Here is a 23,666-nt window from a genome sequence, read left to right on the forward strand (position 1 = left end):
ATCTGACGTAACGCGGGGTATGCAGCGTCGCCTGCGAAAAAGATTTAATACTAATATGACATGAAAATGGGAGTTTCGCAAACAAGAAGAATCGTTTTAATTGCAGTACCAGCTTTTCCACAGCAAAAACCGCCCGTGCTTCCGGGTTATCCGGTAGAACAGGCGGTTGTTTGTCGATCCGTGTCGATCATTCCAAGCTTCATACAGACGGCAGCAGGGTTACATATAATAACCGTTCGACACGTTCGGCTGATGAACCGGAACGTTCGGCGCCTGGGCGTAAGGAATGGTTCCGCTAGTCTTTTGCTGGACAAACTGCTGGCTTTTTTGCTGGGTTTGCATCGCAGATTGCAACTGCTTATCGATATCGAATCGAAGTGCACTGGATGGCGCGGAGTACATGTTCAATTGCCGCATTTGCTGATACAGATCGCCCTGAAGACGCAGCGTATTCATTGTGAGTTCATTAAAGGTCTGTCTTACAGACGGACAGTTAGACTCAGTGGCAGCTGTTGTGTACTCCCGTACCGTCCGCTTTAAATCAGCCAATATCGTATTAAGCAAATCCTCATCCGGCATAAATGCTGATCCGTTTTGTGCGTTCACTGTAATACCTCCTTTTAGTTTTGCGGAGCAGCGCTCCATCGGATAAATACTTGAAATTATTGAGGCTGTGTCGGAGCATATTGCTGATGCTGCTGTATCAGTTGCGTCAACGCATTCATATGGTGTGTATGACTTTGCAGGTGCTGCATGCACATTTGACGAACCGTTGTATTCTGCGTAGTGCCTGCTGTGGCGGCCAGCTGTTTGATGAGCAAATCCTCATTTGAAATGGAGTCGGCGATATATTCCAGTTCTTTTTGGGTGAGTGGCTGCATTTGGGTGGATTGCATGATTTGTGTTCCCTCCTTAAATGATAATTCAAACAAGGTTTAGTATGCCTTTAGTGCCTTCGTTTTATGTGTCCAATTTCACAAGGAATGCTAAAGCGGCTGTACGGTTGCCAAGCAACGCATGACGGGGAAAAAGCCTGCAAATACTACAGATCCCAAAGATCAAAGGAGAGAGAAATACATGAACTTAATCAGTGGACAGCTGCCCTGGATTTATACTTTGCCTAACCTGCCAGCCTATAGAGCCCTTCAAAGGGATGCCCGCTGCGATTGCCTTATAGTGGGGAGCGGGATGGGCGGGGCAATGGCTTCTTACCGGTTATCCCTAAGCGGAGCAGATACCATTGTGATTGATAAAAGGGCCATAGGCAGTGGCAGCACTCTCGCCAATACCGGACTGCTGCAGATATCCAATGATGAATCACTTACCTCATGTATGAATACTTTTGGGGAGAAGCAGGGCGTAATGTTCTACAGCTTGTGCCGTGAGGCTCTCCAGTCGATGTTCAAGCTGTCTGACAAACTGGATATCGACCCGCATCTGATCCCCCGCAGCAGTCTTTTATACGCCAGCTCCCCGGAGGATGTCCCTGCGCTGCGGCAGGAATATGAGAATCTAAAGACTCATGGCTTCGAGACGGAGTTCTGGGAAGAAGACCGAATTGCTTCCAGTTATTCCTTCTCCAAACCCGGGGCATTGTATTCCCCCGGTGATGCGGAGACCAATCCATTCCGTATGGTGCACAGTCTAATTGCGAAAGCCTACTCCAGAGGTGTCCGTGTTTTTGAAAAAACTGAAGCCTGGAATTATGAATTCATGGAGGATGGGGTTGTTTGCCATACCAATGGCGGCCGAATCTTTGCCAGGAATGTAATTTTTGCTATGGGCTACGAAACACAGGAGATAAAAAAGGACCGGGGCGCTAAGCTGATCAATACATACGCAGTAATGACCCGGCCATTAAAGACATTCCCCACATAGCATGAACAAAGCCTGATCTGGGAGACGGCCCGCCCCTCTTTGTATTTCCGGACCACTCCTGACGGCCGCATCATTGCGGGCGGGAAGGATGAGCAGCTGACAAATCCGGAGCAGCGTGATATCCGGGTCCTCTCCCGGAGTCAAAGACTTCTCTCGGAGATCGGGAAGCTGTTTCCCGAAACTAAGGGAGTGGAGCTGGAATACGCCTGGGGTGCCGTCTTCGGCACAACGCATGACGGACTCCCCTATATCGGGCCCCATCCGCGATTTCCGCACTGTTACTTTGTAGAAGGCTACGGCGGTAACGGAACGGTCTTTAGTATGATCGCTGCGGACCTCATTACCGATACGCTTCAAGGGAAAGTCCGCCCGGAGATGGATTTGTTCTCACTTACGAGATCGGCAAAGCCTTCCCCAGAGAAATAATTCATATGTCAGTAAAATACAGCAAAACCCCTCGCCGCAATAGAGGAGCTTTGCTGTATTATTTTGGCCAATAGGCTGTCACCATGCACCGCTTCTCAAGCTGAGCTGCCGTCCCTGCCACGGGGCAATATACGCCGCATAAACAGCCAGCTCCCCACCGGAGCAACCCCCAGAGCCAGCAGAAGCAGGGTAATCGTACGCGGAGACCCGCTCACAGACAGCACGGCAATAAATATGAATGTACCGGCAACCCTGCCGGTCATTAAGCTAAGCTCACGCAGTACCACAAGCTCTACCCGCTTGTCGACACTCTCCTTTGTTTCGCCCATAAGATCAAAACTGGTCGATACCATAGGCAGCATGTACAGCGGGATGAACAGTGAGGTGCCTATCCCCATAATGAGCAAAGTGCCATAGCTTACCTTCCATAAAAGCGGCGAAATAACGGCCACAATCATAACACTGCCTATCAGCATTCCTACCGAGCGTTGGTTTGGCTTAAACCATCTTCCCGCTGCCCAATAGCTGAACAAGGATACGGCTGAGGTAATGAGCATATATTGGCCCAGCTTGCTTTCATCCTTGGCGGCTATATACACAAGGAGACCGATGAGAAATGAGAATACACCCTCCCTTAAGCCCTGGAAAACAAGGCTTGCTGCCGCCGGACGCCAATGACTTTGAGCGCTTTGCAGCTGCTTCCATGGCTCTAGCCACCGATACACACCTTCGCTTTTACGCTTTTTAAGAAAAAAACTCAAGACAACGGCAGAAGCATAAATACAAAGCGACAGGATAAAGACCACGCGATAGCCGCGCTCGCCATGCATATAGGAGATTAGCAAACCTGACAGCCAGGGACCTACGATCCCGGTTAACGAACCCAGCAGACCGATCCAGCCATTGAAAAGGTCTCGATTCCCAGCCTCTGTAATTTCAAAATACACAATATTAAACGCCAGCCAAAACAAACCGGTTGCTATGCCCAGCATACATCCAAGCGGCCAGATATAATATACCGCATTTCCTCCAAGCCACAGCACCAGCATATAAAAAAGGCCCGATACGGCAATACCGAGCCGCAGGGCATTCATCTTGTTATGTTCTTTAACCCACTTCCCGGCGATCCAAAAGCTGAGACCCATCGCCAGTTGCTGAGCCAGCGTGAACCAGCCGATCATAACGAAATCCTGGCGGCTTTTCCATAAATAAACGTTCAGGAAAGTGCCTGACAGCGCACCTGCCATCACAAACAATCCATTGACTGCCAGTAACAGCAGAGCCTGTCCCTTTAGCAAAGCCTTCATCGAATCCCCCTCGATCTCCTAGACATGTTCTTTCATAACATGCCCGAAAGAAGGGAAATCCATCAAACCGTTTAATCCTGGACGCTTAGATTACGTACAAGCTGAATCCGTGCTTCCTGTGCAAGGCTGTGCTGCACATGGAAACAAGAAGGACATACATGCATCTTTATCGAGAATGGGGACTTCAGCACGGGCGCACCCAGCGCCGAAGGAGACGACGGATCGAATTCCGTTACAGACTGCGTGCCAGCCAGCAGCATCAGTTCATGGCACTGCGGACACTCGGGCGCTTCCTCCTGCTCTGCAAGAACAACTGAAACGCTTGCTTCGTACCGATTCAAATCGTAGTCATCACGAAATTGGTCCAATGTGTTGAATATGGGCACAACGCTGTCCTTATCGTTATGTCCCCACAGATCATCGTCATTGCTTGCTTCTTCCGGAGCTTCATCCTCTTCAATCTCGTCCCCCAGATCATCACTACTCAGATTAACCGTGCGATAGCCTTTGAGTTCATTATTGCAGTGCGGACATGTATCCTCCGGTCCGAATTCCTCATCCCACACAATTTCAGTGTCGCACCAAGGGCAAACTGTCGTTTCCATCTTCATAATCTCCTTCTTGCCTTACGTTGGATTTAGTTCATCATTAAATAAATAATACCGGCGCCTATAAAAGCAATGGCAGATATAAACAAGACACGGGTCAAAATCTTCATGAATATCCTCCTAAAATATAGCGGCGCCAATTACATAGGAGAGTGAGACGGAGATCAGCATAGCAATCAGTCCCACAGCCCGGTTATCCGCGGCAATTTCTTCATCAATTGAAAATACGGGTGTCAGAAATTCGAACAGGAAATAAGCTGTCAGCAGCAATAAAAAGCCTGCAAGTGACCATTTCATCGTCTCGTAAATAGACGCGCCCGCTTCTATGCTGAAGCGGAGCACGTTGCAGATTCCGAAGATTTTGCCTCCGGTCGCCATTGCTGCAGCCACGTTCCCTTTGCGGATCTCTTCCCAGCAATTATATTTGGTAACCATTTCAAAAAAGGACAGAAATACAACCAGCCCTAAAATAGCCACCGTGAAGTAGCCGAGCAGTGCGCCAAGCGGATAGCCCAGCAAATGATCGATACTGTCTTGCATATCTTCCCCTTCTTTCTGCCGGGCTTGGAGCGCTACTGCAGCTCGGCCACGGTCACGCCTGCTCCGCCTTCGTTATAGTTACCAAGCCGATAGCTTTTGACATATCTGTGCTTGCGCAAATAATCCTGAATACCTGAACGCAAAACGCCCGTTCCCTTACCGTGTATGATTGAAATCAGACCCAGATTACCGAGGAAGGCTTCGTCGATAAAACGGTCGGTCGCCATAATCGCTTCCTCCAAATTGGTTCCACGCAGATCCAGTTCACTGCGGATGTTCTCATCCCGGGTACGTTTCACTGTTGTGGCCTGCCGGAGGGGCTGTGGTGCGGACGATTTAGTGGCCGAAGACAGCAATTCAAGATCATCCAGCCGCACCTTCATTTTCATTATCCCAAGCTGCACTACAGCTTCCTTGGAGCCGCTCATTTCTACAACAATCCCCTTTTGGTTCAGGCTGTACACGGTGACTTCATCACCTGGCTGAATCTGGCGGGGAGGCTTAACGGCACTGCGCGGGGTATCCTTTTTACGCTTTTTAGGCTCTGCTTCATCCAGACGCCGGCGTGCCTCAATCAGTTTGTGCTCCTTGACTGAAGCGCCTTCCTCCAGCGCCAGCCGGCGAAGATCACTGATGATATCCTCAGCTTCCTTACGCGCTTTATCGAGAATCGCGGCAGCATCCTTCTCGGCCTTTTCCAGCGTTTTGTCACGCTGACTTTCCAGCTTCTCGATTTCCTTCTGCTGCTTGTTCCGCAGATCTTCGGCCTCACGGCGCAAATGTTCTGCCCGTTCCCGCTCATTCTCTGCGCCCAGCCTGTTCTCTTCCAGCGAAGCAATCATATGCTCCACGCGGAGATCCTCTTCTTTCACTTCCCCGCGCGCATGCTCCAGAATAGCACCCGGCAAGCCTAAACGCTCCGCAATCGCAAAAGCGTTGCTTCGTCCAGGTACACCAATCAGCAGGCGGTAGGTAGGGCTGAGACTCTGCACATCAAATTCCATACTGGCGTTAATGATCCCTTTACGCTCATAGGCATAAGCTTTCAGCTCGCTGTAATGGGTAGTCGCGATCATCCGGCATTCCGTCCGGTGAATATGCTCCAGAATGGCAATAGCGAGTGCCGAGCCCTCTGCCGGATCAGTGCCTGCACCCACTTCATCAAGCAATATCAGGCTTTTAGGCGTCATTCTTTTTAAAATGGAAATAATATTGGTCATATGGGAAGAAAACGTGCTAAGACTTTGCTCGATGCTCTGCTCGTCGCCGATATCAGCATAAATGGCATCGAACACGCACATTTGGCTGCCTTCCTCCGCCGGAATAAACAACCCGGACATGGACATCAGACTGAGCAGGCCTATGGTCTTCAAGGTAACCGTCTTTCCCCCGGTATTGGGTCCGGTCACGATAATAGAGCTGTATTGATTGCCCAGCTCCACATCCAGCGGAACAACCTGCTCCGAGGGAATCAGCGGGTGCCGCCCCTTCCGCAGCTTAAGGTATCCACGGTCGTTCATCCGCGGCTGGGTGGCCTTCATATCGCGGGCCAGCCGCGCCTTGGCGAAGATGAAATCAAGCTCGCCAAGGATATCGATGTCATATTTCATTTCTTCCGCAATATCACCTACAAGAGCTGTAAGTCTATGCAGGATGATTTCGATTTCCCGTTCTTCACGCAGCCGAGTCTCTCGAAGCTTGTTATTCATGGCCACGATGGATTCCGGCTCAATAAACAGTGTTGCGCCTGAGCCGGACTGGTCGTGTACGATCCCGCCAAAGTGCGCACGATATTCCGCTTTTACGGGAATAACAAACCGGTCTCCGCGAATGGTAACGAGCTGGTCCTGCAGCATTTTGGCTACGGATGAGGAGCGGATCATGGAATCCAGCTTTTCCCGGATTCTTGTCTCCCCGCCCCGCAGTTCACGACGAATGGAAGCCAGCTCCGGACTCGCTGAGTCGAGCACGTCGGCGTTCTCGTCGATACAAGCACGGATGGCATCCTCCACGTGCTTCTGCTCCGAGAGCAGATCACTTAAGGCGAATAAGGCTTCGATCTTCTCGTCTTCATGCATTGCAGCCAGAAACCGTTTGACTCTCCGCGCACCACCGATTGTATTGCCTACCGAGAGCAATTCATGCGTGCCCAACATGCCTCCGATGGATGCCCGCTTCAGCGCCGCACCGATATCGCTTACACCGGAGAAGGAAGGAATACCCTTTAGCCGATCAACCGTAGCTCCTTCATCTGTAGCCTGCAGGAGCCGCTTTACCCCTTCGAAATCAGCGGAAGGCTTCAGCTTCTCAGCGGCATCCCGTCCCATAGAGGTTTGAGTATATTGCATCAATTTATTTAAAATCTTGCGATATTCAAGCGTATGCAAAATTTTGTCGTCCAATTACAGTCCAGCTCCCTTCATAGATTAGACTATTATACCGAATTTGTCCGGTTTTCGCTATTTGGGTATCGTTTCCCAACATAGAAAGGGGATGTTCCGGTCACAATAACAATGCACATATCCCCCAGATAAGACAAAGGAGGTTTGTCCATTGAGATTTTTAGGTCATGTAGTCCGTTTTATCGTCGCAGCGATTGTACTGCTCGTTGTCGGATGGATTGTACCCCAATTTTCAATCGGCGGTTTTGGGAGCGCCCTTCTTTTGGCCCTGGTTATTGCTCTTCTCGGCTGGGCGATTGAGGGTATCTTCGGTTCCAAGACCACGCCGTTTGGCCGCGGTATTGTCGGTTTCCTGGTCAGTGCCCTCGTGATCTGGGCCGCCCAGTTTGTAGTAGGCGGGGTCAGTGTCTCCATGATCGGTGCGCTGCTCGCTGCTCTGGTCATCGGGATCATCGATTTGTTCCTGCCTGTATCAACTCCATTTGATGCGGCCAAATAATGTGCTTCAAATCCATTTACATCACGAAAGCCCCTTTTCCGGTACCCGGAAGAGGGGCTTTCGTGTTTCACACATACGACAGAATGTTTTCTTCCCCTTTGGCGGTCAGAGCTGTTGCCACCCTGTTCTTACCGCCTTTCTTAGCTATATAAAGAGCGTCGTCCGCGTTGCGGAAGAGCAGTTCTTTGCCTAGCCCAACCTCGTAGTTGCACAACCCTATGCTAACGGTAACCGGTTTGCCGCCCGCATAAGGATGCTCCATTTGCTCAATGCTTGCCCGAAGCTCCTCTACGCCGGCATAAGCTTCCGGATAGTTTTTGTCCGTAAATATGACCGCAAATTCTTCCCCGCCGTACCGTGCGGCAAAATCGTTCAAACCAATCATCCCGCCAAGCTTGGAAGCAACCTCCTTCAATACAAGGTCCCCCACCCAGTGACCATAACTGTCGTTGACATGCTTGAAATTATCGATATCCAAAAGAGCCAGCTGTAAACGAAGACCATTACTTTCACACTGTTCCAGCAGCAAGTCGAGATATTCATGAAACGTTTTATGGTTGTACAGGCCCGTTAGGGCATCTATTTTTAACAGCTTATCGGAAATCGCACGTTCCACCATCAGTCCCTGTTCCGACTTGGTCAATTGTTCCAGATGTTCGCGGGCTTCACGGGCACGGATAATTACAGCCTGCGACATCAGCACGAAAATAATGAATACACATTCTATAATCAAGAACTCGAGCAGCGGCTTATGCAGAAATACCCTTTCCAGCCCGAAATAAACTCCGGCATAAAAAACAACGCTTAACAAGCCCAGGCCGTACAGCAGTTTCTGATCAAAATAAACAAGCGATACCATGATCGGCAGCAAAAGCGTCATTTGAGCACCGTCGACAAAAGGCTCTGTCACGAAGTACATAAGATAGGAAACGATAAATCCGCTGCTGACCACGGCTTCCTTATGATATTGACCGCTTGAACGCAGCCATATTTCGGCACACCCCATACATATAACGATAAGTATATTACAGGCTATAAATAAATGTGCTTTATCAAGGCTGACTGAGCTTTTAATATTAAGATGATCGGCGAACAGTACAAAAAACACCTGAAAAACCAGCATAAAGGCTACAATGATCCAATATCCGTTCAGTATTCTACGGTGCCATATCTCCGTATTCAGATTATCGTTAGCTAAAAAAATGTGAATCCCCTACTTTTTTGCAAATTTCCGTTCACCTATTTTTCATAACCTGCCGCGACATGTTCCTCGAATTTAAGGTATAGTGTTAACTGAATTGTCACATTCCCTGTACTATTATATAGTATCGGCAAATTCGGAAGGAGGATGAAGATGAAAAGAAAATTTCTAATATTCCTAAGTATTATCAGTGTTCTCATTCTGTCCGCCTGCAGCGATAACAGCAATACTAATGAAAACCCGGGTAACAGCAGCGGTATCACTGACACAGGAGTAGCACCGCAAGAGGAGCTTATTATTAAAGCTACCAATTACAGCTTCGATCAAAAGGAATATCATTTAAAAAAGGGCGTGCCCGTCAAAATTATATTTGAGAACGAGAGCGGTAATCACGGCATCCTCATACCCGAATTCAAGCTTCAGCTAAACCGGGAAAACTCCTCTCAGGTCCTTGTTCCTGAGGAGGCCGGCACCTTTGAAATGTCATGCGCCATTATGTGCGGCTCAGGTCACAGCAGGATGGTTGCCAAAATAATTGTAGAGTAGGAAAGCAAACGTGTTTGCTGTGAACTATAAACAAACAAAGGGCTGTTCCCGAAGTAGATTGCCTACCCGGAAACAGCCCTGCTTTGAAATATCCGTTATTCAGCTATCCTGTTCGATCAGCTGAATCCATTCATTATATTCAACCTGCAGCTTGGCATATTCCGCCTGAAGGCTGCGATGCTCCCGGGTTAACTGTTCAAGCTCCTCCTGACGCTGATCAAATTGAACCTGAAGCAGACGGAGCTGCCCCTGAACCATCTCATAATTATCTCCAACCTCGCCAAGCTGTTCAAGTACATCACTTCGCTCACGATCCAGTGTTGCCCTCTGACCCTCAGCCTCTTGAACCTCCTGCTGCCACAAATCGATTTCCTCGCGGAGCTTGGTCTCCGTATCGGTCCACTGACGCTGGCGCTCTGCCAGTTCATCATATTTCTGCTTCCAGACTGTCCCGTTCTCCTCAGCCTCTTTTAAAGCTTCCCGCTGATCGGTCACTGCAGCCGCTACTTCGCGTGCGGCCTCCGACAGCTCTTCCAGCCGCAGCGCCGCTTCCTCGCCTTCCGCTTCCAGCAGAAGATATCGTTCCTGAAGCTGTTCCCCGTCCTGCAGAACCTCATCATACCGGGAGATCAGTTCCTCATAACGTTCACGAAGCGCAGACAGGTCCTTCTGGGCTTGCACTCCCTGCTCCCGCAGCAATTCGCGTTCACGCTCCGCTTCGGTACGAAGCCGGCTTTCCTGCTCCAGCTTCTGTACTAAACCGTCTGCCTGACCGTATAGAGACTCTATCTCGGTTTGCAGTGTCAAGGATTTCTCTTCTGCCTCAAGCAGATTCATCTCCAGCTCACCGATATCCTCCATGCGCTTATCGGCAAGCTCCTGCCAGATGGCTGCCTCCGAAGTCGACCGGGCAAGCTCTTCCTGAACGCGGCGCATACGATCTCCGGTTTCCTGCAGTGACTTCCGCAGGGCGAACGCCTCGTTCTGGGCCAGACTATAATGCTGGCGCAGTTCTTCCAGTTCCTCGTTCAGCAGTGTTCCCCGCTCTGTCGCGGAGCGAAGCTCCTCACTCAACTGCTCTTCACGCTTAATAACCGCTTCATATTGTGCCAGCAGTGTCGCCCGGGCTTCGCGTTCGGCTTTAAGACCCGCTTCCGCTGCACGCAGCCGCGATTGAAGCTGTCCGGTTCCTCCGCGCAGCTCGCCAAGCTGCTTCTCCAGCTCTTGAATCTGCTGCTTATGTCTGTGCTCCTGTGTGCCCTGGGATTGCCGCAGCTCCTTATTCCTTGACTGCTCCCGCTGCAGCGCTTCCCGCTCTTCACTGAGCTCCCTGCCCAGCACCAACTTGGTGTCAGCAAGCTCCTGGCCGAGTGAGTTCCGGGTCTCTACAAGCTCATTACCCAGTGATTCCTTCGTTTCCGCCAGCTCCTTTTCCAGAGCAGCAACGGTTTCCGCCTTCTCCCGGGCCAGCGTCTCCCGGATGTTCTCCAGTTCCTGCAGATGCGCAGTCTTCAGCTCTTCCAGCTGCTGAAGACGCACGGCTTCGGCGTTCGCCAACTCCTGCTCCCGTTTAAGCAGCTCTTCTTCCAGCTTCCGACGAGCAGCTGCTGCAACCTCCTCCGCCTCCAGCAGCTGTTCGGCATGTGCCTTACGCTCCAGCTCCTGGGTTTCCAGATGCCGTCTTCGCTCTTCTTCAGCAGCAGCGATCAGCCTTCCTGCTTCCTCTTTAGCCGCAGCCTCAAGCCGCTCGTATTCCTCCTGCCGCTCCCGCTGCAGGTCCTGCAGGCGGGATACCTCTACACGCAGCTCACTGCGTTCTCCAGTCAGCATGTTAAGCTCATTCTTGAAATCCTGTACCTGCAAGGCCTGCTCGGCCATATGCACGGCTGCAAGCACCGCAATGCGCGGTGTATCCAATCTGGAGTGTGATTTGGAGATGGTCCGCATATGCTCATCTACATAACGGGCAACTTGCTTCATATATTCAGTGCTGCTTCCGACTAGTCTATAGGAAGTGCCATATATCTCTACGGCGACACGTGTCCGGTCCATAGCCACAGTTGTGTCCTCCTTTGTATGTGTGCGGATTCTAAGCTGGTTTCCCTGCTTGTATTGTAGCTTTATTCACTGGCATTTGGCAAAATTCAATCCTGACAACCGGTAATCAACGCACCTCTGCCCAATGAGAAAAGCCGCAGCGAATCTCGGTTTCTAAAGGGATTCGCTGCGGCTTTACACAATTCCTGCTACTTTCTTAATTCTGCGCCAAAACTTTGCTGGAGAGCTGCCAGAACCTTATCATGAACCTCTCCAACTTCTTCATCTGTGAGCGTATGCTCGGGATGACGGTACATCAGGGAGATCGCAATACTTTTCTTGCCGCTCTCCATCTTACCGCCCGTATACACATCAAATACCTGTACGGACTGCAGCAGGCTTCCCCCGTTCTCACGGATTAAGGCCAGTAGATCACCGGCTGGAACCGAAGATTCCACAACCACTGCAATATCCCGCTCCATGCCCGGGAAGCGCGGAAGCTCACGATATTGCAGACGGCTCTGAGCCGCTTCATATAGTGGAGCAAGTGCAATCTCCGCAGCATAGGTATCCTCAAGATCCAGCTTACGCTGCAGCTCGGGATGAATCTGTCCCATTGTACCAATTTTAACACGGCCTTCATTACCGAGCAGATAGAGAGAAGCGGAACGTCCCGGATGGTAACCCTCCGGGCTATCTCCTACATAGCTTACTGACTCTGTAATTCCCAGATGAGCAAATACGGTTTCGAGCGCACCCTTCAGGTCGAAGAAATCCACCGGCTGCGGAGCAACATTCCACTGCTTGACTGAACTGCTGCCGCTAAGCAGCAGGGACAGCACCGGCAGCTCACGCGGCTGACGGGTCAGCTGCTCTTCATCCGTGAAGAACACATTGCCGATTTCGAACAGCGCCAGATCACTTTGACGGCGGTTCGCATTATATTGGGCAATGTCCAGCAGCTGCGGCAGGACGCTTGTGCGTAGAATACTGCGTTCTTCACTCATCGGCATGGCCAGACTGACGGCATGGCCTCCCTCCGAGAATGCAGGGAACAATTTGCCTTGCTCCGGCTGAATGAAGGAATATCCGAGCACCTCCTGGTAGCCGCCGTGCACCAACAGGCGGCGGAGTTCACGGCGCAGCACCTGTGGTTTGGTCAATGCGCCCGGTGTAGTTGGACCTTCAATCGGGGTCGTCGGGATATTGTCATAGCCGTACAAACGGGCAATTTCCTCGATGAGATCGACATCGTAGCAGATATCGCCACGTCTTGTCGGCACCTTTACTTCGATCAGGCCTTGTGTGACGTCTCCGTACGGGAAATGCAGACGGCTGAACAGCGTTTTTACTTCCAGCATTGACAGATCCGTGCCAAGATAGCGGTTTAGCTTATCCAGGGACAAGGTGAGCACCTTTTCCTCTACATCATCACTTCCCGCCTGCACTATACCTTGCTGTACTGCGCCGCCCGCATAACGCGCAATAAGGGCTGCCGCACGGTTCAGTGCCGGAATAACCGATTTCGGGTCTACTTCCTTCTCAAAACGCAAGGACGCCTCAGAGCGGAGACCCAACTGACGGGAGGTCTTACGTACGGTGCCTCCGTCAAATTTGGCCGATTCCAGTACCAGGCTCACAGTCTCTGCCGTAACCTCCGTATTCAGACCGCCCATCACACCGGCCAAGGCTACCGACTTTACACCATCGGCAATAACAAGCATTTGCGGCTCTAAATTCCGCTCCTGCCCGTCAAGTGTAGTAAGAACTTCGCCTGCATGCGCAAGACGGACAGACAGCATGCCGCCTTCCACTTTATCAGCATCAAAAGCATGCAGCGGCTGTCCATATTCCAGCATAACGTAGTTGGTAATATCCACAATATTGTTAATCGGGCGGACACCCGCCGCCATCAACCGGTTCTGAATCCAGAGTGGCGAGGCTGCGGGCTTGACACCCGTAATATAACGGACTGCGTAGTGGCTGCAATACGCTTCATCCTCAATCTGAACGGAAATCGTATTCCCGGCAGCGCCGCTAATCTCTACAATTTCCTCCTCCGGCTTGGGCAAACTAAGCTCACGGCCCAGAATTGCGCTTACCTCGTAAGCCGCGCCAATCATGCTGAGGCAATCGGACCGGTTGGGCGTCAAATCAAATTCAAGCACCTCATCCTCTAAACCCAGCACCTTCATGATATCCTGGCCAATCTCTGTTTCTTCAGGCAGAACCAGGATACCCTCCTGCAGCTCTTTCGGGAGCAGCTTGTCGTTCAGGCCCAGTTCCTTAGCCGAGCAAATCATCCCTTGGGACAATACACCGCGCAGCTTCGCTTTCTTGATATCCAGACCCGGGAGCTTCGCCCCAACCAGCGCCACAGGAACCATTTGCCCCGCAGCCACATTTTTGGCACCGCAAACGATCTGCAATTCCTCGTCCTGGCCCACATCCACGATACACACATTAAGCTTATCCGCATCCGGATGCTTTTCCTTTGATTTCACATAGCCGGTTACGATCCTGGAAATGCCTTTATTGCGGCGTTCCACACCATCGATTTCGATGCCCGCAGCCGTAATTTTATCCGCCAGCACCTCGGCGTTTACTCCCTCTAGCGATATATAATCAGCCAACCACCCGGTTGATACTTTCATGTCCGCTCACTTCCCTTTTGTTTCAGATGTATTTAATTTCCTATTAAATGCATACACTACGAGAAATATTTGGACCTCCGATCGCTGTTATCCTCTGATTTCCTGATTAAACCGCTTAGCGGTTGAAATCAGAGGATAAAGGCGAACGCTAACGCTTCTCCAGTTCCAAAATTTCTCTTCGTTTCTACTTTAATATTCTTAAATCAATTGAAATCCAACATCAAATACCTTCTGCCGCTCCAAACCCGCCAGCACTACCTACCACCAAAAATCTAAACGCCCTTGAACTGCTTCACAAAGCTCATATCGTTATTGTAGAAATTACGGATGTCATCGATTCCGTATTTCAGCATCGCAATCCGTTCCACACCCATGCCGAAAGCAAAACCGCTGAACTCGGCCGGATCGTATCCGCCCATTTCCAGTACCTTCGGATGAACCATGCCTGCGCCGAGAATTTCAAGCCAGCCCGTGTGCTTGCACAGTCTGCAGCCGTCACCGCCGCATTTGAAACAGCTTACGTCAACCTCAACGCTTGGCTCGGTGAAAGGGAAGAAGCTCGGACGAAGACGGATGCCTGTAGAGGATCCGAACATCTCTTTTACAAATTGCTGCAGCGTACCCTTCAGATCGCTCATCCGGATATGGCGTCCAATAACAAGACCTTCGATTTGATGGAACTGGAAGGAATGGGTCGCATCATCATCATCACGCCGGAATACCTTGCCGGGGCAGATGATTTTGACAGGAGCTTCACCGTTCATAGCCTGCATGGTACGAATCTGTACCGGGGAAGTCTGGGTGCGCATAAGCAAATCTTCCGTCAAATAGAAAGAATCCTGCATATCGCGGGCCGGGTGGTTTTTGGGCAAATTTAGCGCTTCGAAGTTGTAGTAGTCTGTTTCTACCTCGGGACCTTCGGCTACACGATAACCCATCCCTATAAAAATATCCTCGATTTCCTGAACCACTCTGCTTAGCGGATGAATGCCCCCTTGGGCCAGGCTCCGCCCCGGCAGTGTTACATCAACCTTCTCGGCTTGCAGGCGGTTCTGCGTCTCCTGCTGCTGAAAAGCCTCCTGTTTCGCACTAATAATCTCCTCAATCGCACCGCGTACGTTATTCACAACTTGACCGATGACCGGACGCTCCTCGGCAGTAAGTCCTCCCATTCCGCGAAGAACCTCTGTCAGCTCACCCTTTTTACCGAGATATTTCACCCGCAAATCGTTCAGAGCCTGCGCATCCTGCACTTCCTGCAGCTTAGCCAGCGCCTCAATCTTCAATGCTTCCAATTTTTCCTTCATGGCCGTATACAGCCCCTTTCAATCATTATCAATTCAACAAAAAAAGGCCTCTCTCCCGGTAAAGGGACGAAAAGACCGTGGTACCACCCTTGTTAGACAGCTTTCTTAACAGATCGCCGTCTCACTTTATACAGAAATAACGGTCTGCGGCCGGTTATCCCCTACTATTCATTCTCAAGAATCCTCTTGAGTGAAATTCAGGGAACTGCTCCGGAGTGAACTTGGGCAGCTCTGTTTCGTAGAAACGCTCTCAATCTCCGGCGTCTCCTCCCTGTAAGTCAGGCGCTGCTTACTCTTCTCCATCATTGCATTTTGGAAGTTTCAAATTTCTTGATAAAAGAAAACATGTTCATTTATTATATGCAAAAAAAGTGATTTTGGCAAGCTGGGCAGTTCTTTCAGAGGCTCCGTGCATCCGGACCTGCGAAGGAACGCCTGATTACTCCTTTTCCGCAGGCCGAGACGCATTCTCCGCACATGATGCATTCAGGATGATCCATCTCACTGTTTTGCACCATCATCTTTACATCAAGACTCATGCTGCACACACGGGAACAGCTGCCGCAGGATACACATTTGGAGGAATCGGCCTTCAGCCGGAGTCCTGGCAGCTTTAACACATTACGAATTCGGGTAGAAGCCACATTTAAAATAGACATTGGACATACATAATGACAGGTAGCTCTTTTTCCTAAAAATAAAGGAGCCAAGGACAGTAAGGTTATAAGGACCAGCATAAATGCCAATTTGCCCCAGGTATCTACGGAAATGTATCCTTCTGTCAGGTAAAAGGGTTGAATCTCTGGCCACTTTGCATGCTTAATCAGCGGAAAAATAATAAATGCCAACCATATTAAGCCCAAAGCGTATCGAACAGCTCGAAGATGGGTAATAAGTCTCAAGGGTTTTCGAATCCGCTCGTCCAACAGGCTCCGGCCAACAATCCCTGAAAAAGCCCGTCAATAATCAAATAAGGAGAGAAGTAGTTCAATGGTACTGGCAGGAGTAAAAAGGAAGCGAATGAACACATTTTTACGCATACTTAGGCGTTTGCGCCGATTGGCAGGGCTGGATTCCATATTAAGCTCTCCCTTCCTTCCGAGTATTCGCCATAACAAGAAAGCCTGAGGTTCTGCCGGTTCCCAGCGCGCTGTTCAATACATAGTCGATTACGGCCATTGAGTCTTCCTCCCCATTTTCAATTGGATTTCGGGTAAAACTGGAATGAATATATTCTGTTATTCCACGCAGCAGCAGCCGGGCTGTTTCACGAGGATAGGGAACGGAAAACACACCTTCCTTAACCCCCTGCTCTGCAATGGCTGCAAAGACAGGCTCCATTTTCACATAAAACATTTCCGTCAATTTCAAATGCACCAAAGGGTCCATCTCAAAGGAGCCATTACCGGATTTTCCGCTTTCCTTTGACTTGGGCGCAAAAACGAATTGGAGGACCGCAATCAGCTTGCTCTCCGCCGAAAGATTGGGATCGGCTGCAATCCTGTTCCCATGGAGACCCATATCGCCCAATCTGCGTTCTATAACGGATTGCAGCAGAATGTCTTTGGAAGCAAAATAATAATAAAAGGTTCCTTTAGCGATCCCGGCCTTTTGAATAATCTCCTCAATTGTAGTGTCAAGAAATCCATGGGCAGCAAACAGCTGCTCTGCCAGATTCTATTTCTAACTGGACACATTGCTCTGTTTAAGGGCCGTCCTATATACTGAATGAAAAACATATTATAACTGGGGACTATAAATTCAAGTTTCCAATACGTTGTATGCGGGGAGAGGATTACAGTGGCTGGTTTTTCCGAAGTTAAAATAACGCGTAGATTAATTCTTTTGTTCGCTGCTATATCTGTGCTTTTGGTCGCTATTAGTCTCGTCTCCTTACTCTACCTGAACCATACCATTAACAAGCTTTCCAATTCACTATACAATGACGTTTATCAGAACTCCGAGCTCATTTTAAACGCTGACCGTGATCTTTTTCAGTCCTCCCTCGCACTCCATACAGTAATGAGTCAAGTGAGCACAGAGAAGGAACGGAAGGAAAACATACAGATATTCGAAGATAATATCTCCCAGATTCAGGAGCGAATTACTGAAGCCAGTCAAAACATCTCTTCTATCGAGAAGCCATATACTGGGCTTAAGCAGGACGAATTGCTGCTGAATGAACTTAAGGATGAATTGGCAGCTTTCAAAACCCCATTTCAGGAGTGGCAGGATATGGGGAGGAGTTTGATATCCGGCCGTATGGAGAGCGATTGGAGTCCGGAGTCCTTCTCCAGCGTTCTGGTGAGTACACAGCTCAATGAAGCACGAAGCAGTCTCGACCGGTCCGAGGCACTTATCGACAGCTACGCACAGCAGGTAACATCTGTATTTCATGAACAGAAAAGCTCCCTGTTCGCCCTTTATTCGCTCCTTCTATGTCTGCTTATTCTGGTCATTATTTATCTGGGCCGCAAAATTATTGTGCTGCAGAATGAAATGCTCGAGGAACAGACGTTGTATCAGCTTATTGGTGAAACGATGTCCGACTTTATTGTACTGACGGATCCCAACGGATTGATACTTTACGCTTCACCTTCGCATTCCGCAGCGCTCGGTTATGTTCCAAAAAAAGGGGAACCCCTTTCCAATTATGTCCGCGAACCGGAAATTGCCTGGGCCAAGCTGAAAAGTGTTGTACAAGGCATTCCGCGAATGTCCGAGCTGCGCATGCGCGGGGCCGATGGAAAATGGGTATGGCTGGAGACCAGAGTTACCCCGGTCAAAGGAAGCCGTTCCTTTCCGGCGCAATTCATGCTCGTTTCGCGTGAAATTACGCAGCGCAAACAATATGAAGAGCGGCTGCATAAGCTAGCCTTCTATGACCATTTGACTGCCATCCCCAACAGGGCGCATTTCAAAATGTACATGGAGAACCTTATCACACAACCGGAAGAACGGCGGCAGGAAGTGGCCCTTGCGTTACTGGACTGTGACAGATTCAAGCAGCTCAACGATTCCCTGGGCCATTTGGCCGGTGACGAGTTCCTGCAGCTGCTCTCGCGTGAGCTTCAGCAAACGGTAAAAGGTGCCGGGCAGGCGTTCCGCATCGGCGGCGACGAGTTTGCTGTAGTCCTGCACCGTATCAACAATCCGGAAATGCTCGATGAAATGCTGAATCGTTTGCTCCAATTGTTCAATAAGTCGTGGTCGGTTAGCAAGGGCTCCAGCTTCCATACCTCTGCAAGCATTGGGGTTGCCCTGTATCCGCTGCATGGTGAAAGCATTAACGAGCTCCTGCGCGCTGCCGACCTTGCGATGTACCGTTCCAAAAGCCATGGCGGTAACGAAGCCAATCTCTATGACGAGCGGATTGATGCGGGGACTTCGAGTCAGAAGAATGGGCGTTCATAGTGGAATGCGTTGAAAGTTCAAAAGGCTGTTCCCATAATCATCGCACCTGATGACCGGGAACAGCCTTTATTGTATTGTAATCAGCTCGTTAACTGCAGATGATCCTTCCCTGGTTCTCCATCATCCGTTTCACGGTCACGGATCACTACCCTTACAATCTCTTTACCAGGAGGACAGTCAATATAACAATCCCCGGTGCCGTCTTTCTCCTCCCAATCGCCCAGCCGTAAAATATAACCGATGGACGCTGTTTCCGGCAATGCTTCAATAATGGCTACCGCCCGGCCGTCCTCCATATACCGAAAATCACATTGTCCATCCTGTATCCCTGTTCCCCAAACCCACAGGTTCCAGCCGCGATAATCACCATCAGGCCGATCATAGTGGACCTCAATGGTTTTGGCCCGCGGGCCCGGTTGTCCGCATTCGTCATAAAGCACCATCATCGATAATCCATCGACCTGCACGCCGCTGCCGTCCACTGTCCGGAACGCATCCTTCCCTGCACGGCTATGATCCACCACTACATTCCAGCGGGTTGAAGCATGTGGCATTTCCATGGATATCGGCCAGGTATTGGCGTTAAAGATAACGACAATATTGTTCCAATCATCACCGCCAGCGTTGTTTTTAAGTACATAGGACACTACCCCGTCTGCACAGCGCAGAAATTCCAGGGAACGTTCAATTTCCTGCCGGCCGTGCAGGCGAAAAGCCGGATGGCTGCGCCGCAATTCCAGCAAGCCTTGATAATATTGAAAGACAGGCATAAATTCTCTCTTGTTATTCCACCTCAATGCGTTGATGGCATCACTGCTCCGGTAACTGTTGTGGTCACCGTATTTACTGCGCAGCAGCTCATCTCCGGCATGTAAAAAGGGAATTCCCTGGGAGGTCAGCACGATGCCGTTAGCAAGCAAAGAGCGGCGAACCGTCTCACTGTCAAGAATATGATCCGTATTTACAGTCATATATGGATTGGCAAGCGCTACAGCTTCCTCAACACTGCCGCCACCCTTTAGGCAGCCGTTTTCCATATCCGGAAAGTTAGCCTCCTGGCGTTTCCCCTGAACAGCGAGCATCTTATCCCACAAATTCAGATTATCGTGGGCTGTAACATAGTTTACGGATTCCACAGGCGAATCGGTAAACTCATGAATGGCCCCTTTAATGCCTGCTGCAACGGCACTCTCCTTGCCGTACTCACCCGTTGCAAAGCCCCTTCCCCAGCCATCGCTATCGCCTTTGATTGCCGAACGGAAGTTATCGTTGAAAACGGAATAACCCTTTCCCCGCTGCACACCTTTCAGCGTTTTGGCAATCAAAGGAGAGTCTCCACCTGTCCAAGGCTCACCATATATAAGCAGATTAGGATTAACCTCCATACGCAGCTCCTCGGCAATCTCTTGCATGGTAACCTTGTCGATCAGACCCATCAGGTCAAACCGGAACCCGTCAATATGATATTCCTTGGCCCAGTAATGAAGCGAATCCTTGATATATTGGCGCACCATCGGGCGCTCTGTGGCCAGCTCGTTGCCGACGCCGGAACCGTTCGACAGCCGGCCATTATAGTCATGGCGGTAATAATAACCGGGTACCAGTCGCTCAAATGGACCGTCCTCCACCGAATAGGTGTGGTTGTAAACGACATCCATTATAACTGAAATCCCGTAACGGTGCAGGCTCTGAACCATTTCCTTAAATTCCCTAATACGTACCCCGGGATTTGCAGCATCCGTGCTGTAAGAGCCTTCCGGCACGTTATAATGCTGAGGATCATACCCCCAGTTGTATTCCATAGCTTTTAGTTCGTCAACGGTCTGGAAATCAAAGACAGGCATTAAATGCACATGGGTAACCCCAAGCTCCACCAGATGGTCAATTCCCAGCAGATTTCCTTCCACGTCCCGGAGTCCGGTCTCTGTAAATGCTTTATATTTACCCTTATGGACCATACCCGAACTCTCATGAATCGAAAAATCACGCACATGCAGCTCATAAAGAACAGCATCGGACGGATGGGCCAACGGTGGGGATACATCCTCTGACCAGCCCTCTGGATCTGTATCGTCCAAGTCCACGACAGCTGTCCGCACACCATTCGCAGATACAGCAATGGCATACGGATCTGTGACTTCTTCCACCGTGCCTTCATCAAAAATCACGCGGAACATATAATACTTTCCTTTTAGGTCACCAGCCAGCTTAACCCGCCATACTCCATCCGCAGTGGCCTGCATATACACAATTCGTCCGATGTCCTCTGCTTCATGCTCATCTTCCGTCAGCCCTTCATTTCCGCCAGTCTCATAGAGTACGAGCGACACAGCCATAGCCGTGGGCGCCCATACTTTAAATACGCTAAATTCAGGAGTATAGTTCAATCCGAGATCCTTACCCTCATAAGTCTGCATGGCTAAATCTGCATTTATATAATTGCTTTTCATTATAGTCACCATCCTATTGCTTCGGGCCCAAAGGCCGAGAAGCTTATAGTCCAAATATTCCCAAAAACATCAAACTCATACTTGCACAGCTCTGCAAGTCGATTATCATAACACATCTACTCAAGGTACATTACTATAATATGTGACAATATGTTTACAGGTTTGGGTTTTTTTCGAACTGAGTTATCCTCTATTATTATTATCGGTTTAAAGAAATTGTATTTTTAATAAAACTGCGCAAAAAAAGCCGATTCCCTAAGGGAACCGGCGATAAGTAGTTGGAAAAGTGTAATGCAGTAAAACGGATTAATGCATCAGTCAAAATAAACTTAGTTGCCTATGCTTTGTACAAGCGCTGCAACTTCTTCGGCAGTTCCGAGCTGCAATGCTTTTGCCGCTAATTCCTGCATGTCGGCAGCCGACAGCTTGGAAATTTGACTGCGGGCAGGAAGTATAGAAGTAGCACTCATACTGAATTCATCCAGACCCAGACCCAGCAGCAATGGAATCGCTGTAGCGTCACCAGCCATTTCACCACACATGCCTGTCCATTTCCCTTCAGCATGAGCAGCATCGATAACGATTTTGACCAGTCGCAGGATGGCCGGATTGTAAGGCTGATACAGGTAGGAAACCTGTTCATTCATACGGTCAGCAGCCATCGTATATTGTATAAGATCATTCGTACCGATACTGAAGAAATCCACTTCCTTGGCAAACTGGTCAGCCAGCACAGCTGTGGATGGAATCTCCACCATAATGCCAAGTTGAATGTTGTCTGAAACTTCTTTGCCTTCAGCAATAAGGTTAGCCTTCTCTTCCAGCAGTAAATCACGAGCTGCACGGAATTCGCCGAGCGTAGCGATCATCGGGAACATGATGCGCAAATCCCCATGAACACTGGCTCTCAGCAAGGCACGAAGCTGTGTGCGGAAAATGTCCTGACGGTCCAGACAAAGACGGATCGCACGGAAGCCGAGAAACGGATTCATTTCTTTTGGAAGATCAAGATAAGGCAGTTCTTTGTCGCCGCCGATATCAAGAGTGCGCACGACAACAGGTTTGCCGCCCATATTCTCAATAACTGTACGATATGCATTGTATTGCACTTCTTCGGAAGGCAGCTTGTCACGACCCATATACAAGAACTCGGTACGGTACAGACCTACGCCTTCCCCACCGTTCTCGATTACACCGTTCACATCGTTTGGCGTGCCTATATTGGCAGCCAGTTCCACATGCTTGCCATCAGCTGAAATGGTCGGTTCATCACGGAGTTTTTTCCACTCTGCAATTTGCTGATCGTAAGCTTCCTGCTTCAGGGTGTATTCTGCAACAACGGCTTCGCTAGGATTAATGAGTACTTCACCGCTCAAACCGTCGACAATGACCAGATCACCGGCTTTCACTTCTGAAAGAACATTCTTAGTTCCTACAACCGCAGGAATTTCCAGCGAGCGTGCCATAATCGCCGAGTGGGAAGTGCGGCCGCCGATATTCGTTGTGAAGCCTTTAACGTATTGACGGTTAAGCTGCGCTGTATCGGATGGAGTCAGGTCCTCTGCGATAACGATAACCTCTTCGCTAATTTCCGCTGGGCTGACATAATGAATACCCATCAGGTGGTTCAGTACACGTTTGGTTACATCGCGCATGTCCGCTGCACGTTCCTGCAGATAAGCGCTTTTCATATTCTCGAACATTTCAATAAACTGAGCCGCAACTATATTCAAGGCATAGTCCGCATTCACGGACTCATCACGAATTTTATCGACAACAGGACTGATGAGCTCTGGATCATCGAGAATAAGCAAATGGGATTCGAAAATCTCCGCCTTCTTCTCGCCCAGTTCGGCCAAAGTACGTTCTTTGATGGCTTGAAGTTCCAACTTGGACTTAGCAAGCGCATCGTTCAGCTTAGCCACTTCTGCATCCGCATCGCTGATTGCAGCCTTGGTGATCGTGTAATTCGGATGTTCCAGGATAAAGGCACGGGCTACTGCAATCCCTGCTGAAGCCGCGATTCCTGAAATTTTACTCATTAAGCTCTCCCAGCCCTTCTTTGATCATTACTTCTTGCAGAGCGTTAAGAGCGTCGCTCTCTTCACTACCTTCTGTAATCAGGGTCAAAGAATCTCCTGCTTCAAGACCCAGGGAAAGAACGCCCAGAATGGATTTCAAAGTGACTTTCTTGCCCTTAGCTTCTGCATAAGCTTCTGTTCCCTTAAACTTTGTAGCTGTGTTAACCAGTGCTGTTGCAGGACGTGCGTGGATTCCATCTTCGTCCGTAATTTTGAATGTTCTTTGCATAATATTCAACCTGCTTTCTATTCATATTAGTTAGTTTATGGTAAAGGGCATGCGCTCCCTTTTTATTATAATGGAAGCGCACCACCT

The 23,666-nt window shown here is 49.7% G+C and carries 18 protein-coding genes, 2 pseudogenes and 1 other annotated feature; of the genes and pseudogenes, 4 read left to right on the plus strand and 16 right to left on the minus strand.

Annotation, left to right across the window (positions count from 1 at the left end):
- Nucleotides 1–219: 219 nt before the first annotated feature.
- Nucleotides 220–606 carry a spore coat protein gene (locus PaeBR_RS19465; protein WP_410512161.1) on the minus strand — a complete coding sequence of 129 codons (387 nt, stop codon included), beginning with the start codon at nucleotides 604–606 and terminating at the stop codon, nucleotides 220–222.
- A gap of 56 nt (nucleotides 607–662) precedes the next feature.
- On the minus strand, nucleotides 663–896 hold the full coding sequence (locus PaeBR_RS19470; protein ID WP_410512162.1) for a hypothetical protein: 234 nt from the start codon (nucleotides 894–896) through the stop codon (nucleotides 663–665).
- A gap of 181 nt (nucleotides 897–1,077) precedes the next feature.
- Here PaeBR_RS19470 and PaeBR_RS19475 point away from each other — a divergent pair.
- A pseudogene (locus tag PaeBR_RS19475) lies at nucleotides 1,078–2,304 on the plus strand (NAD(P)/FAD-dependent oxidoreductase).
- A gap of 95 nt (nucleotides 2,305–2,399) precedes the next feature.
- Here the strand turns inward: PaeBR_RS19475 and PaeBR_RS19480 are convergent.
- From PaeBR_RS19480 to PaeBR_RS19495, 4 genes are all read right to left on the minus strand, one after another.
- Entirely contained in the window at nucleotides 2,400–3,611 is a 1,212-nt protein-coding gene (locus tag PaeBR_RS19480; protein ID WP_410512163.1) for an MFS transporter, read from the minus strand.
- A 71-nt stretch (nucleotides 3,612–3,682) separates the two neighbouring features.
- Entirely contained in the window at nucleotides 3,683–4,216 is a 534-nt protein-coding gene (locus PaeBR_RS19485; RefSeq protein WP_410512164.1) for a hypothetical protein, read from the minus strand.
- A 123-nt stretch (nucleotides 4,217–4,339) separates the two neighbouring features.
- A complete protein-coding gene (locus PaeBR_RS19490) occupies nucleotides 4,340–4,759 on the minus strand; it encodes a DUF350 domain-containing protein (RefSeq protein ID WP_410512165.1) in 420 nt (139 codons plus the stop codon).
- Between the two features lie 32 nt (nucleotides 4,760–4,791).
- The gene (locus PaeBR_RS19495; protein WP_410512166.1) at nucleotides 4,792–7,161 is read right to left on the minus strand and encodes an endonuclease MutS2; all 2,370 of its coding nucleotides are present in this window, start codon (nucleotides 7,159–7,161) and stop codon (nucleotides 4,792–4,794) included.
- Nucleotides 7,162–7,312: 151 nt separating this feature from the next.
- Here PaeBR_RS19495 and PaeBR_RS19500 point away from each other — a divergent pair, with 151 nt between their 5' ends.
- Nucleotides 7,313–7,660, plus strand: a complete 348-nt coding sequence (locus tag PaeBR_RS19500) for a phage holin family protein (RefSeq protein WP_410512167.1) — start codon at nucleotides 7,313–7,315, stop codon at nucleotides 7,658–7,660.
- 67 nt (nucleotides 7,661–7,727) lie between these two features.
- On the opposite strand, the gene PaeBR_RS19505 is transcribed toward PaeBR_RS19500, so the two are convergent.
- Complete coding sequence (locus PaeBR_RS19505) at nucleotides 7,728–8,783, minus strand: GGDEF domain-containing protein (protein WP_410512168.1); 1,056 nt, start codon at nucleotides 8,781–8,783, stop codon at nucleotides 7,728–7,730.
- A gap of 231 nt (nucleotides 8,784–9,014) precedes the next feature.
- Here PaeBR_RS19505 and PaeBR_RS19510 point away from each other — a divergent pair, with 231 nt between their 5' ends.
- Nucleotides 9,015–9,407, plus strand: coding sequence for a cytochrome C oxidase subunit II (locus PaeBR_RS19510; RefSeq protein WP_410512169.1), 393 nt, complete (start codon nucleotides 9,015–9,017; stop codon nucleotides 9,405–9,407).
- A gap of 99 nt (nucleotides 9,408–9,506) precedes the next feature.
- On the opposite strand, the gene PaeBR_RS19515 is transcribed toward PaeBR_RS19510, so the two are convergent.
- The 6 genes and pseudogenes from PaeBR_RS19515 to PaeBR_RS19540 form a co-directional block, all read right to left on the minus strand.
- On the minus strand, nucleotides 9,507–11,459 hold the full coding sequence (locus PaeBR_RS19515; protein ID WP_410515248.1) for a hypothetical protein: 1,953 nt from the start codon (nucleotides 11,457–11,459) through the stop codon (nucleotides 9,507–9,509).
- A 194-nt stretch (nucleotides 11,460–11,653) separates the two neighbouring features.
- Nucleotides 11,654–14,098 carry a phenylalanine--tRNA ligase subunit beta gene (gene pheT, locus PaeBR_RS19520; protein ID WP_410512170.1) on the minus strand — a complete coding sequence of 815 codons (2,445 nt, stop codon included), beginning with the start codon at nucleotides 14,096–14,098 and terminating at the stop codon, nucleotides 11,654–11,656.
- Between the two features lie 272 nt (nucleotides 14,099–14,370).
- Entirely contained in the window at nucleotides 14,371–15,405 is a 1,035-nt protein-coding gene (gene pheS, locus PaeBR_RS19525; protein ID WP_410512171.1) for a phenylalanine--tRNA ligase subunit alpha, read from the minus strand.
- A gap of 59 nt (nucleotides 15,406–15,464) precedes the next feature.
- Nucleotides 15,465–15,720 (minus strand) — a binding site (T-box leader).
- 83 nt (nucleotides 15,721–15,803) lie between these two features.
- On the minus strand, nucleotides 15,804–16,064 hold the full coding sequence (locus PaeBR_RS19530; RefSeq protein WP_410512172.1) for a 4Fe-4S binding protein: 261 nt from the start codon (nucleotides 16,062–16,064) through the stop codon (nucleotides 15,804–15,806).
- Between the two features lie 421 nt (nucleotides 16,065–16,485).
- Nucleotides 16,486–16,926, minus strand: a complete 441-nt coding sequence (locus PaeBR_RS19535; RefSeq protein ID WP_410515249.1) for a hypothetical protein — start codon at nucleotides 16,924–16,926, stop codon at nucleotides 16,486–16,488.
- A 36-nt stretch (nucleotides 16,927–16,962) separates the two neighbouring features.
- Nucleotides 16,963–17,079, minus strand: a pseudogene (locus PaeBR_RS19540) (TetR/AcrR family transcriptional regulator); the annotation flags it as partial.
- A 126-nt stretch (nucleotides 17,080–17,205) separates the two neighbouring features.
- Between PaeBR_RS19540 and PaeBR_RS19545 the strand changes: the two are divergent.
- Nucleotides 17,206–18,819, plus strand: a complete 1,614-nt coding sequence (locus PaeBR_RS19545) for a diguanylate cyclase domain-containing protein (RefSeq protein ID WP_410512173.1) — start codon at nucleotides 17,206–17,208, stop codon at nucleotides 18,817–18,819.
- 80 nt (nucleotides 18,820–18,899) lie between these two features.
- Here the strand turns inward: PaeBR_RS19545 and pulA are convergent, their stop codons facing one another.
- The 3 genes from pulA to PaeBR_RS19560 form a co-directional block, all read right to left on the minus strand.
- Nucleotides 18,900–21,269, minus strand: a complete 2,370-nt coding sequence (gene pulA, locus PaeBR_RS19550) for a type I pullulanase (RefSeq protein WP_410512174.1) — start codon at nucleotides 21,267–21,269, stop codon at nucleotides 18,900–18,902.
- 329 nt (nucleotides 21,270–21,598) lie between these two features.
- The gene (gene ptsP, locus PaeBR_RS19555; RefSeq protein WP_410512175.1) at nucleotides 21,599–23,311 is read right to left on the minus strand and encodes a phosphoenolpyruvate--protein phosphotransferase; all 1,713 of its coding nucleotides are present in this window, start codon (nucleotides 23,309–23,311) and stop codon (nucleotides 21,599–21,601) included.
- Nucleotides 23,304–23,579 carry an HPr family phosphocarrier protein gene (locus tag PaeBR_RS19560; protein ID WP_410512176.1) on the minus strand — a complete coding sequence of 92 codons (276 nt, stop codon included), beginning with the start codon at nucleotides 23,577–23,579 and terminating at the stop codon, nucleotides 23,304–23,306. The genes ptsP and PaeBR_RS19560 overlap by 8 nt, the downstream gene beginning before the upstream one ends.
- Nucleotides 23,580–23,666: the final 87 nt, after the last annotated feature.

The organism is Paenibacillus sp. BR2-3 (genome assembly GCF_046529485.1).
Taxonomy (GTDB): Bacteria; Bacillota; Bacilli; order Paenibacillales; family Paenibacillaceae; genus Paenibacillus_AQ.

What these genes read in the sequence shown, in the direction of transcription:
- PaeBR_RS19480 (WP_410512163.1), bottom strand. Translation starts at nt 3,611, where the DNA reads ATGAAGGCTTTGCTAAAGGGACAGGCTCTGCTGTTACTGGCAGTCAAT.
- PaeBR_RS19470 (WP_410512162.1), bottom strand. Translation starts at nt 896, where the DNA reads ATGCAATCCACCCAAATGCAGCCACTCACCCAAAAAGAACTGGAATAT.
- PaeBR_RS19505 (WP_410512168.1), bottom strand. Translation starts at nt 8,783, where the DNA reads ATGCTGGTTTTTCAGGTGTTTTTTGTACTGTTCGCCGATCATCTTAAT.
- PaeBR_RS19485 (WP_410512164.1), bottom strand. Translation starts at nt 4,216, where the DNA reads ATGGAAACGACAGTTTGCCCTTGGTGCGACACTGAAATTGTGTGGGAT.
- PaeBR_RS19560 (WP_410512176.1), bottom strand. Translation starts at nt 23,579, where the DNA reads ATGCAAAGAACATTCAAAATTACGGACGAAGATGGAATCCACGCACGT.
- PaeBR_RS19535 (WP_410515249.1), bottom strand. Translation starts at nt 16,926, where the DNA reads ATGGGTCTCCATGGGAACAGGATTGCAGCCGATCCCAATCTTTCGGCG.
- pulA (WP_410512174.1), bottom strand. Translation starts at nt 21,269, where the DNA reads ATGAAAAGCAATTATATAAATGCAGATTTAGCCATGCAGACTTATGAG.
- PaeBR_RS19530 (WP_410512172.1), bottom strand. Translation starts at nt 16,064, where the DNA reads ATGTCTATTTTAAATGTGGCTTCTACCCGAATTCGTAATGTGTTAAAG.
- PaeBR_RS19515 (WP_410515248.1), bottom strand. Translation starts at nt 11,459, where the DNA reads ATGGACCGGACACGTGTCGCCGTAGAGATATATGGCACTTCCTATAGA.
- PaeBR_RS19510 (WP_410512169.1), top strand. Translation starts at nt 9,015, where the DNA reads ATGAAAAGAAAATTTCTAATATTCCTAAGTATTATCAGTGTTCTCATT.
- PaeBR_RS19490 (WP_410512165.1), bottom strand. Translation starts at nt 4,759, where the DNA reads ATGCAAGACAGTATCGATCATTTGCTGGGCTATCCGCTTGGCGCACTG.
- ptsP (WP_410512175.1), bottom strand. Translation starts at nt 23,311, where the DNA reads ATGAGTAAAATTTCAGGAATCGCGGCTTCAGCAGGGATTGCAGTAGCC.
- pheS (WP_410512171.1), bottom strand. Translation starts at nt 15,405, where the DNA reads ATGAAGGAAAAATTGGAAGCATTGAAGATTGAGGCGCTGGCTAAGCTG.
- pheT (WP_410512170.1), bottom strand. Translation starts at nt 14,098, where the DNA reads ATGAAAGTATCAACCGGGTGGTTGGCTGATTATATATCGCTAGAGGGA.